The 10,842-nt window shown below is 68.0% G+C and carries 11 protein-coding genes; 7 read left to right on the top strand and 4 right to left on the bottom strand.

Going from position 1 to position 10,842, the window contains the following annotated elements:
- The first annotated feature begins 83 nt into the window (after window positions 1-83).
- The gene (locus VHB27_RS13900; RefSeq protein ID WP_325601379.1) at window positions 84-470 is read left to right on the top strand and encodes a carboxymuconolactone decarboxylase family protein; all 387 of its coding nucleotides are present in this window, start codon (window positions 84-86) and stop codon (window positions 468-470) included.
- 16 nt (window positions 471-486) lie between these two features.
- Complete coding sequence (locus tag VHB27_RS13895) at window positions 487-1,335, top strand: SDR family NAD(P)-dependent oxidoreductase (protein WP_325601377.1); 849 nt, start codon at window positions 487-489, stop codon at window positions 1,333-1,335.
- Here VHB27_RS13895 and xseA read toward each other — a convergent pair.
- Complete coding sequence (xseA, locus tag VHB27_RS13890) at window positions 1,330-2,886, bottom strand: exodeoxyribonuclease VII large subunit (protein WP_325601375.1); 1,557 nt, start codon at window positions 2,884-2,886, stop codon at window positions 1,330-1,332. The genes VHB27_RS13895 and xseA overlap by 6 nt on opposite strands.
- A 53-nt stretch (window positions 2,887-2,939) precedes the next feature.
- Between xseA and purD the strand changes: the two genes are divergently transcribed.
- The 3 genes from purD to VHB27_RS13875 are packed head-to-tail and all read left to right on the top strand — an operon-like array spanning window position 2,940 to window position 5,588.
- Window positions 2,940-4,208, top strand: coding sequence for a phosphoribosylamine--glycine ligase (purD, locus tag VHB27_RS13885; protein WP_325601373.1), 1,269 nt, complete (start codon window positions 2,940-2,942; stop codon window positions 4,206-4,208).
- Entirely contained in the window at window positions 4,205-5,002 is a 798-nt protein-coding gene (locus VHB27_RS13880) for a pseudouridine synthase (protein WP_325601371.1), read from the top strand. The genes purD and VHB27_RS13880 overlap by 4 nt, the downstream gene beginning before the upstream one ends.
- A 1-nt stretch (window position 5,003) precedes the next feature.
- Entirely contained in the window at window positions 5,004-5,588 is a 585-nt protein-coding gene (locus tag VHB27_RS13875) for an RsmD family RNA methyltransferase (protein ID WP_325601369.1), read from the top strand.
- Window positions 5,589-5,739: 151 nt separating this feature from the next.
- Here the strand turns inward: VHB27_RS13875 and VHB27_RS13870 are convergent, their stop codons facing one another.
- Together VHB27_RS13870 and VHB27_RS13865 are read right to left on the bottom strand one after the other, a co-directional pair.
- Window positions 5,740-7,509: a 4-alpha-glucanotransferase gene (locus tag VHB27_RS13870; protein WP_325601367.1), complete on the bottom strand. Its 1,770-nt coding sequence runs from the start codon at window positions 7,507-7,509 to the stop codon at window positions 5,740-5,742.
- A gap of 130 nt (window positions 7,510-7,639) precedes the next feature.
- Window positions 7,640-8,806, bottom strand: coding sequence for an acyl-CoA dehydrogenase family protein (locus VHB27_RS13865; RefSeq protein WP_325601365.1), 1,167 nt, complete (start codon window positions 8,804-8,806; stop codon window positions 7,640-7,642).
- A gap of 259 nt (window positions 8,807-9,065) precedes the next feature.
- Between VHB27_RS13865 and pdxH the strand changes: the two genes are divergently transcribed.
- The gene (gene pdxH / locus VHB27_RS13860; RefSeq protein ID WP_325601364.1) at window positions 9,066-9,659 is read left to right on the top strand and encodes a pyridoxamine 5'-phosphate oxidase; all 594 of its coding nucleotides are present in this window, start codon (window positions 9,066-9,068) and stop codon (window positions 9,657-9,659) included.
- Between the two features lie 105 nt (window positions 9,660-9,764).
- Window positions 9,765-10,631 carry a universal stress protein gene (locus VHB27_RS13855; RefSeq protein ID WP_325601362.1) on the top strand — a complete coding sequence of 289 codons (867 nt, stop codon included), beginning with the start codon at window positions 9,765-9,767 and terminating at the stop codon, window positions 10,629-10,631.
- Window positions 10,632-10,659: 28 nt separating this feature from the next.
- On the opposite strand, the gene VHB27_RS13850 is transcribed toward VHB27_RS13855, so the two are convergent.
- The coding region (locus VHB27_RS13850; protein WP_325601360.1) for an FtsB family cell division protein at window positions 10,660-10,842 on the bottom strand (183 nt) is incomplete at its 5' end.

The raw sequence follows: 10,842 nt of genomic DNA, 5'->3' as shown, positions 1-10,842 counted from the left end.
GATTCCGCCTCCGGCCATCGCGCTCTAGCCAGGCGACCCCCGATGGCGGACACTCGGCGCCAGCAAACGAAAGGGGGAACGACATGGCTGACGATCGACGTGCCCAGGGGCGGGCGATGCGCCGCAAGCTGATGGGCGAGGCCTACGCCGACAAGCTCGACAGCAGCGTCTACAAGCATCCGATCATGGAGAAGTTCGCCGCCTACACCCAGGAGGCGGTGTTCGGCACGCTGTGGACCCGTCCGGGGCTCGACCTGAAGACGCGTGCGCTGATCTGCGTCATCTCCGACGCCGCACAGGGCCGCACGCCGGAGCTGAAGCTGCATCTTCGTTTCGCACGCAACCATGGCTGGTCGGAAGACGAACTGTCCGAGGCGCTGCTGCACCTCGCCGGCTATGTCGGTGCGCCGCTGGTGCGGGAGTCGTTGCTGACCGCGATCGAAACCTTCGAGGAGATGGCCGCCGAATAGGCGGCCTCCACCTGCCATGCGTGATTTCAAGGAAAAGACCGCGATCGTCACCGGCGCCGCGTCGGGGATCGGTCTGGGTATCGCCAAGGCGCTGGCCTCGGCGGGCATGAACGTCATGCTCGCGGACCTCCGCCCCGAACCGCTCGAAGCCGCTCGGCTTGCCGTCGCCGCCTTGGGAGGCAGGGTCGAGGCGGTGACCGTCGACGTGTCCGACCCGGATTCGGTCGCTGCGGCCGGCGAAGCGGTGACCGACCGGTTCGGCGCGCTGCATGTCGCCGTCAACAACGCCGGCGTCGCGATGCACGGAACGCCGCTGGAGAAGGTAACGCTGCAGGAATGGTCCTGGGTGATGGGCGTCAACATCAATGGCGTCATCAACGGCATCCGAACCTTCGTGCCGATGATCCGGGCGCACGGGCAGGGCGGCCACGTGGTGAACACCGGTTCGGTGTCCAGCCTGTTCGTGCGCGAAGGCCGCAACCAGGGCGCCTATGCCATGACCAAATACGCCGTCCTCGCCCTGTCCGAGGCGCTGGAACAGGAAACCAGGGACGCCGGGATCGGCGTGTCGGTGCTGTGCCCCGGTGCGGTCACGACCTCGATCTTCGATTCGGCGGCCACGCGACCTGACCGTTTCGGCGGCGCCTATAGCCGGCCGCAGCAGGAGGCGCTGAAATCCGCCTTCTCGGGAGGCGCATTGCATCCGGATGTCGTCGGGCGTCGCGTGCTTCAGGCCATCCGGGACAATGACTTCTATGTCCTGACCCACACGGGCGAACGGGACGCCATCACAGCCCGCCTCGACCGCATCCGCGCGGCGTTCGACCGGGCGGATCGAGTGATGGCGACGATCGACCGCTCATAGGTCAAAGGTCGCCTGCTTGCCCGGCTTCGGCGCGGACGTCCCGCGTTTGGGGCTTGCGGTGGACCCGCCCTGGGCGACCGTGTCGACTTCGCCATCGCCGAAATGCAGGCGCAGGCGGTCGTTCGCTTTCACCTGTTTCGCGGCGGTGACGGGCTGTCCCTCGGGGTTCGTCACCAGGACGTAGCCACGTTGCAGCAGCGCCAGCGGGGATGCCGCTTCCAGCCGGGGCGTCAGCCCCGCCAGATGCGCCCGAGCCTCACGCAGCAGGGCGCGGAGCGGCGCGTCGGACATCCGGGGCAGGATACGATCCGCCTTGCCGCGACAGGCGGCCAGCGCGCGTTCGGCCGCGGCGATCAGACGGTGGGACGCGCTGTCCAGACCCGTTCGCCGCGCCGTCACCAACCCCGGCGCCGCCAGCCGCAGCCGCACCACCTGGTCGCCCAACGCGGTCCGAGCCGGCGCGGTCAGATGGCGCGGGTCGGGTAGCCGCCGCTCGACCGCGACCAGGGTCGTCCGGCACCGCGCCACCAGCGCCGGCAATGCCATGGCCGCCCGTTCCGACCGGTCGTCCAGTCGCTGCCGCGCCTGGTTCAACAGGGACGGCAGGTCGGGAATGCCGCGCTCGACGCGCGTCAAATGCAGCCGCGCGGTCTGCGTCATCCGGTTGAGCGCACCCAGCAGCCGGGAGTTTTTCTGGGTCAGGTCGGCGACCAGGTCCAGCCGCGGCGGGATCGCCATCTCCGCCGCTGCCGTGGGCGTCGGGGCGCGGCGGTCGGACACGAAATCGATCAGCGTGGTGTCGGTTTCATGTCCCACCGCCGAGATCAGCGGAATACGGCAAGCGGCGGCGGCGCGGACGACGATTTCCTCGTTGAACGGCATCAGGTCTTCCAGGCTTCCGCCGCCGCGGCCGACGATCAGCACGTCCGGACGGGGCGGGTCGCCGCCGGGGCGCATGGCGTCGAAGCCGGCGATTGCCTCGGCGATGGCCTGGGCCGCGCCTTCCCCCTGGACCGGCACCGGCCACAGCAGGATGCGGCGCGGGAAGCGCCGCTCGATCGTCGTGCGGATGTCCTGGATCACCGCGCCCCGCTCGCTGGTGACCACGCCGATCACGGCGGGCAGGCCGGGCAAGGGCTGCTTGCGGTCAGCATCGAACAGGCCCTCGGCGGCGAGTCGCTGCCGGATCGCCTCGATGCGTGCAAGCAGGGCGCCGACGCCGGCGTATTCCAGGCGCTCGATGATGAGTTGGTAGGAAGACCGCTCGCCATAGGCCGAGATCCGGCCGGTGGCGATGACCTCGGTGCCGTTCTCCGGCGTGAGGCCCAGGCGGGGGACAGCGGTCTTCCAGACGACGCCGGCGATCTTGGCGTTCTCGTCCTTCAGCGACAGGTAGATGTGGCCGGACGGGTAGCGCTTGACCTCGGTCAGTTCGCCGCGCACGCGGATGCGGCCGAAGGTGGTCTCCAGCGTGCGTTTCACCGCGCCGGAAATCTCCGACACGGTGTATTCGGGCATGTTGGAAACCAGTGATGGGCGTGGATCGTCCATGCCCGCAGAGTATGCTAGTGGCTGCGCGCGGAGAAGCCGGTCGGGAGACGTATATGAAGGTTCTGGTCGTCGGATCGGGCGGACGGGAGCACGCGCTGTGCTGGGCCATCGCCGGCAGCCCGCTGTTGACCAAGCTGTATTGCGCGCCAGGCAATCCAGGGATCGCGGCGGTGGCGGAATGCGTGCCGATCGGCGCGCTGGAGATCGGCACGCTGGTGGTGTTCGCGCAGGAAAAGGAGATTGACCTGGTGGTGCCGGGCCCGGAGGCGCCGCTGGTCGCCGGTCTGGCCGACGCCATGGAGGCGGCTGGCATTCCGTGCTGCGGCCCGACCCAGGCGGCGGCGCGGCTGGAGGGCAGCAAGTCTTTCACCAAAGAGGTCTGCGACGCCGCCGGCATCCCGACGGCGCTGTGGGAGCGGTTCGAGGACGCGGCCGCTGCGCGCGATTTCGTGACCCGGCGCGGCGCCCCGATCGTGATCAAGGCCGATGGCCTGGCGGCCGGCAAGGGCGTCGTCGTCGCGGCGACCGAAGCCGAGGCGCTCGACGCCATCGATGCCATGATGGACCGGAAGGTCTTCGGCGAATCCGGCGCTGCCGTCGTGATCGAGGAATGCCTGACCGGGCCCGAAGTCTCGCTGTTCGCCCTGTGCGACGGTGAGGACGCGGTGCTGATCGGCTCCGCCCAGGATCATAAGCGGGTGGGCGATGGCGATACGGGGCCGAACACGGGGGGCATGGGCGCCTATTCGCCCGTGCCGTGCTTCCCGCCCGAACTGGAGGAGGCGTGTCTGGCGCAGATCGTCCGCCCGGCGCTGCGGCAGATGGCTGAAGATGGCATGCCGTTCCGCGGCGTGCTGTTCGCCGGCCTGATGCTGACGGAAGAGGGTGCGAAGCTGATCGAGTTCAATGTCCGCTTCGGCGATCCGGAGTGCCAGGTGCTGATGCTGCGTCTGAAATCCGACCTGCTGGCGGCACTGCAGGCGGCCTGCGATGGGGAACTGCGCAATTTCGACCTGCGCCTGCATGACACGGCCGCGGTCGGCGTCGTCATGGCGGCGCGCGGCTATCCGGACAATCCCGAGAAGGGGTCGGCGATCGGCGGCCTGGACAAGGCGGCGGCGCTGCCGGACGTCTCGATCTTCCACGCAGGGACCCGCGCTGCGCCGGATGCGACGGTGGTCGCGGATGGCGGTCGGGTGCTGACGATCTGCGCGACGGGCCCGGACCTGTCGACCGCGCGTACCCGAGCCTATGCGGGGGTCGACGCCTTGGCGTGGCCGGAGGGGTTCTGCCGCCGCGACATCGCCGCCGGTGCGACATGAGCGAGGCGGGTGAGGTCAAAAGGGGCGAGGTCAAAGGAAGCGAGGAAAAAGGCGACCGGATCGCGAAATGGCTGTCGCGCGCGGGGGTCACCAGCCGGCGCGACGCAGAGACGATGCTGTCGCAGGGCGTCGTGCGCCTGAACGGGAGGGTGGTGACGCATCCGGCCACCTTCATCAGCGCGGGGGACGTGGTGCAGGTGAACGGCCGGGTCGTCGATCCGCCCGATCGCACGCGGGTCTGGCGGTACCACAAGCCGGACGGGCTGGTGACGACTCATAAAGACCCCGAGGGCCGTCCCACCGTGTTCGACAAGCTGCGGACCCAGTTGCCGCGGGTGGTCAGCGTGGGACGCCTCGACCTGACCAGCGAGGGGCTGCTGCTGCTGACCAACGACGGCGCACTGGCGCGGCGGCTGGAACTGCCCTCCAACGGCTGGCTACGGCGGTACCGGGTGCGGGTGTTCGGCACACCCGATCCCGCGGCGCTGAAGGCGTTGGCGCGCGGCGTCACCGTCGATGGGGTCCGCTACGGACCGATCGAGGCCGAGGTGGACGCGCGCAAAGGCGACAATACCTGGCTGACGGTCAGCCTGCGCGAAGGGCGCAACCGGGAGGTCCGGCGGGTGATGGCGCATCTGGGTCTCTCGGTCTCGCGTCTGATCCGCGTCGCATACGGCCCTTTCCAGCTCGGCTCTCTCGAACGTGGCGGCATCGAGGAAATCCCCGCTCGGGTCCTGCGTGAGCAATTGCCCGCCGATGCAGGGGTCGCGATGGCGCCGAAACGGGGGCGGTAGCGTGCGCATCGTCGCCGGGGCGTGGCGGGGCCGGCACTTGGTTGCGCCGTCCGGCAACACCACGAGGCCGACGGCGGACCGGGTGCGGCAGGCGCTGTTCGACACGCTTCTGCACGCGTCGTGGGGTGGCCGATCCCTGATTGAGGAAGCCGTGGTGCTGGATGCCTTCGCCGGGACCGGCGCGTTCGGCCTTGAAGCCCTCTCGCGGGGCGCCCGGTTCGCGTGGTTCTGCGAGCAGGACGAGGCGGCGCTGGCCGCGTTGAGGGCCAATATCAGGGCCTGCAAGGCAGAGCGACGTTGTGAGGTCGTCACGGGGGACTTGCTGCGGCTGGGAACCAGCGCCGGCGCACGAGGGCGGAAATGGGGCGACATGACGCCAGGACCGGCTTCGCTGGTGTTTCTCGATCCGCCCTACGGCAACGGCCTGGTTCCGGCGGCTCTCCGTGCGCTGGCGGATCATATCGCGCCGGATGCGCTGGTGATCGCGGAACTGGGACGGGACGAGGCTTGGCATCCGGACGCGTCAATCCTTGATCTGCGCCGGCACGGAGCGGCACAGATCGTTATGTTCCGTCTCGGCGGATGAGCGCTTGCCGGAAAGTCCCGCCATGGCCTGGCTCGACCGGGCCGTGGTACGGGAGGAGGGGACGGCCCGGTCGTCCGGGTCACGATGTGGTCGGGGCATGACGCAAGCCAAGCCATGACAAGGGCGACGGTATCAGTCGCGCTGACCGGCTCTAATACCGGGGCCGGAGCCGGGCGAGGGTCTCCAGGCGGCGTTCGGCGTCGGGATGATCGAGCGACGCGCCTGCCTCCGCCAAGTCGTGAAGCGGGACCAGCACCAGCGGGGCAGCGCTTTCGCCGGCGGACTGGATCGCGGCGTCAACAACCCGTGCTGGACCGTCGCGTGCCGGCAAGGGGGCGGATGCCCCGATACGCTCCCACAAAGCAGCGGCCGGGGTGGAGTCCGCTGCGGACCACCATGCCCGGACCGAGGGGCCGTTGGGTCGTGACGTCAAACCGACGACGTCCGCCGTCCAGGTGGCAGGATGGTCTTCAAGCAACACGCGGCTGATGCCGATGGCGGCCTGTTCCAACGCCTCAACCAGGCCCGGCGGCGGGCTGCGACCGATAGCCGCGGTGACGATCGACTGGTGCCGGGTGGATTCCAGGGCAATCAGCCGCAGCAGGTCGGTCGTGGGATAGGAGACATACGCACCCTGCTCCGGGGATGCTCCGGACGGGACCAGCCACTGCCGGGCAAGACCGGACGCGTGGCCGATATGGACACCGCCACTGTGGCGCATCGCGGCACGGAGCGCTGCGATGAAGGCGGCATAGCCGGAGGCTTCCAAGGCCCGAGGCGAGAAGGCGGTCAGGTCGAAACGTTGTCCCTCCGGTGCTTCGGCATTCGGTGGGGCACCGGTCGAGGCATTCAGGATCATGCTGTCCTGACGGCTCCAGGTCTCGCTGCCGTTTGTCGGGGCGCCGAGGTGAAGGTCGCCCAGGAGACCGATCCGCATGCCGGCTTGCCGGGCCGCCCGCTGCACGGCCGCTTTCGAGCGGTCCAAGAGCCATTGGGCGAATTCATGGAACAGGATCCGATCCGCGTAGGTGCGCGCGAGGGCGGCGACCGCGGGCGTGTCGGGCGTGCGCAAATCGTTGGGCCAGGATTGCCAGGATGACCCGGCGGGCAGGCCCAGGGTTTCACGGATGACCAGGAAGCGCGCGTGGCGCTGCAGCGCCGGACTGGCTTCGTGGCGGTAGCGTGCGAAGTCGGCGCCCAGAGGGCCGTCCCAGTCCGGCCCATCCAGGAACTGGTCGAAAAGCGTCTGCAACGCCTGGTCGCTCGACGCGTCCGGCGCCGGGCGGCCCAACACCAGTTCGGACCCAGCCATCGACGGATCGGCGAAGAGCCGGCTGCCGCTGGAATCCGCTCCGGTGCCTGACGGGCAGAAGCCCAGTGCATCGGCGCCGGCCGGCGCGGCGGTCCGGATGATCGCCATGGCGTCGCCGAGATGCGTCGTCGGGGCGGCGACAAGGCCCCAGAGTCGTGCGTCGGGGACGGCGTCCTCGGCCGTCCAGCACCGCGGCGGCGCGATGGCGAGCACGATCTGGCGATTGTCCAGGGCAAGCCGGTGGTAGCCGGCTTCGTGGATCGGCGGCACGCGCAGGCGGCCGCGTGCCGGGATCAGCGTCAACGGCCTGATTTCGCCCGTCTCAAGCAGCAGTTCCGCCGGAGCAGGGGCCGTACCGCTGACGTCGAGCCGTGTCGGCCGACCCACGACGCCGGTGATGAGGGGAGACAGGTCGGCGATCCGGTTGCGCCGGTTGAACAGCTTGCGGCTGGCCGACAATTCGCGGCCCGTCTGGGTCGGCAGGCCCAGGGAGGCGAGCAGGCCGTGCAGGACAGCCGGCTCAACAAACCTTGTCTTGCCGGTATAATCCTGCCACTCAACCGAAATACCGGCCCGCCGTGCCAAATCTCGAAGAAGTTCGTCCGCCATTCACCGCTTCCAAATGAAAGCGGTACGTAGGGGCCGATCGGACGAATTCACACCCTGTTCGTTTGCACCACCTTATCAACGCGATGGGAGCCGCACCGCCTTCACCCACCTGTGACGGGGCGATGTGGGCTCAGTAGCTGCGGGGCAACTCCAGCACATGTTCCGCGATGTAGGAGAGGATCAGGTTCGTCGAGATCGGGGCGACCTGGTAGAGCCGCGTTTCGCGGAATTTGCGTTCGACGTCGTATTCCTCGGCGAAGCCGAACCCGCCGTGCGTCTGGATGCAAGCCTCGCCGGCGGCCCAGGAGGCCTCGGCGGCGAGCATCTTGGCCATGTTGGCCTCTTCACCGGGCGTTTCGCCGGCCTCGAATTTCTCGCAGCCGGCCTGCACCATCAGTTCCGCGGCGCGCATCTGGGCATAGGCGCGGGCGAGGGGGAATTGGATTCCCTGGTTCTGGCCGATCGGGCGGCCGAACACGTTACGCTCACGGGCATAATCGGCGGCCTTTTTCAGGAACCACTTGGCGTCGCCGATGCATTCCGCCGCGATCAGCAGGCGCTCGGCGTTCATGCCGTCGAGGATGTAGCGGAAGCCGCGCCCCTCGACGCCTACCAGGTTCTCGGCCGGGACCTCCATGTTGTCGAAGAAGATCTCTGTCGAGTTGTGGTTCATCATCGTGCGGATCGGCCGGATCGTCAGGCCGTGACCGAGCGCCTGGCGCATGTCGACGATGAAGGTGGAAAGGCCCTCGGTGCGCTTGGCGGCCTGGTCCTTGGGCGTCGTCCGCGCCAGCAGCAGCATCAGGTCGGAGTGCTCCGCTCGGCTGGTCCACACTTTCTGGCCGTTGACGATGTATTTGTCGCCTTCCTTGCGAGCGAAGGTGCGCAAGGAGGTCGTGTCGGTGCCGCTGGTCGGTTCGGTGACGCCGAAGGCCTGCAGACGCAGTTCGCCGGTGGCGATCTTCGGCAGGTAGGTCTTCTTCTGTTGTTCGGTACCGTGCCGCAGGATGGTACCCATGATGTACATCTGGGCATGGCAGGCTGCGCCGTTGCACCCCTCGGCCTGGACCGTCTCCAGGATTGCCGCCGCGGCCGACAGGGGCAGGCCGGCACCGCCATATTCCTCGGGGATCAGGGCGCCAAGATAGCCGGCTTCGGTCAGAGCGCGAACGAACTCCGTCGGGTAGCCCCGATCCTGGTCCAGCTTGCGCCAGTACTCGCCGGGGAACTTGGCGCAGAGCTTGCGGACTTCCTCGCGGATTTCGGCGTGTGGGTCAGGGCGAAGCGTCTCTTTCATGGCGGGTCTCCGGCGAACGAACCGGTGGTTATGTCCATTGGGCCTCCGTGGCAACCGCCGTGTTACACAGAGCGGCGTTGCTCGCAGTCCCCCTTTCACGGCCCAGTTTCACGGCCCAGTTTCACGGCCCAGTCGGGCCGGGCCATGACAGGGGGGTCAGGGTCAGCGCCGGTTGGCATTACGTACAGTTCCGTGGTGGCGCTTGCCGGGCGAGACGATTATCCCGATCTCGGATTGGACCTCCGTGGGAATTCGCCCGATGCTTCACACTTACGCCGCTTCGCCGTTCGATCAGTTCGACGCCTGGATGAAAGAGGCCGAGAAGGTCGAGATCAACGACCCGAACGCGATGATCCTCGCGACCGCCACACCGGATGGACGGCCGTCCCTGCGGACGGTACTGCTGAAGGGCGTCGATCCGCGTGGCTTCGTCTTCTACACCAACAAGACCAGCCGTAAGGGCGACGAATTGGCGGCGAATCCACGGGCGTCCCTGCTGTTCTATTGGAAGTCCCTGCACCGCCAGATCCGCATCGAAGGCCAGGTCGAGGACGTCACCGACGCAGAGGCCGATGCCTATTACGCAACGCGCGCGCGGGTCTCGCGCCTGGGTGCCTGGGCGTCGATCCAGTCGCGTCCCCTGCCGGAGCGTTCGGTGCTGGAAGAGCGGCTCGCGGAGATGGAGGCCAAATATCCCGGCGACGAGATTCCCCGCCCGCCGTACTGGTCGGGCTATCGCCTGCTGCCGTCGCTGTTCGAATTCTGGCAGGACATGCCGTTCAGGCTGCACGATCGAACAGTGTATAGCCCATCTGCGAACGGCGCCTGGGTCCAGAGCAAGCTTTTCCCCTGAAAGCCCTGGCCTGAGGCCTGCGGTACACGGTCGCGCGAAGATGCTTGCACGTTCCATGCAAACCTGCATTGCTCATGGTGCAAAACTCTCTGGTGGAGCGTTCCTATGGCAATCCGCAAGATCCTGCTGCCTCTGACGGGAACCGCGGCTGGTGAGGCCGCACTGGCGACCGCGCTGATGATCGCGCGCCGCTGGAACGCGCATGTCCTTGCCCTCCATGTGAGGGTCGACAGCCGTGATGTCGCGCCCCTGGCCGGCGAAGGGCTTTCGGGCGCGATGATCGAGGAGATGATGTCGGCGACCGAGAAAGAGAGCAGCGACCGTGCCCAGGCGGTCCGCGGCATGTTCGAACGCTTCGTCGGCCGCCACGATGTGGTGGTGCAGGACGCCCACCCGAACAGCCAGCACGCGTCCGCCAGCTTTGCCGCCGTCACGGGCCGGGAAGAGGATATCGTGGCGCAACAGGCGCGCCTCGCCGACGTGACCGTGGTGCCGCATCCGGATGCCGGAGAGGACGTGTCGTCCTCGGACGCGCTGCACGCGGTGCTGTTCGATTCGGGACGGCCGGTGCTGATTTCACCCCAGAAGGCGCCGCCCCGCATCGGGACGCGGGTTTGCCTGGCGTGGAACGGCACGGCCGAGTCGGCGTCGTCGGTGGTCGCGGCGATGCCATGGATGGAGCAGGCCGAGGCGGTGGCGATCCTGTCCGCCGACGGCTACCAGCGTCGCGGGCCGGGGGCGGCAGACCTCGCGGCTTATCTGGCGCTTCACAACATCCATGCCCAGACGATTACTTTCCGGTCGGTCAATGGCTCCGTCGGCGCGGGATTGCTGGCTGCGGCAGAAGAGTTCGGCTCCGACCTGCTGTCGATGGGCGCTTACTCGCACTCCCGCCTGCGGCAACTGATCCTTGGCGGCGTGACCAGGCACGTATTGGAGAATTCGACCTTGCCGGTGATGATGAACCGGTAAGGATCTGGCCGATGTCAGACGGCGGCGGTCAGAACAGCTTGTCCTGATTGCCCAGTTTGACGACGATCTCGTTCGGGAGCGCGAGGTTCAGCATGACGCGTGCCCGTTCGTCGAGCGTGTCGGGATCCAGGTGTTCCGACCGCAGGCCCGAAACGCGGATCTCCCACGCGTCGCGTTCCGCCTTCGCGGCGGCCTGTTCGTCCTGCACCTG

It is taken from the genome of Rhodopila sp. (assembly GCF_035548235.1).
Classification (GTDB): Bacteria; Pseudomonadota; Alphaproteobacteria; order Acetobacterales; family Acetobacteraceae; genus Rhodopila.
The sequence above is the reverse complement of the archived record's forward strand: the minus strand, read 5'-3'. Positions and strand labels throughout refer to the sequence as shown.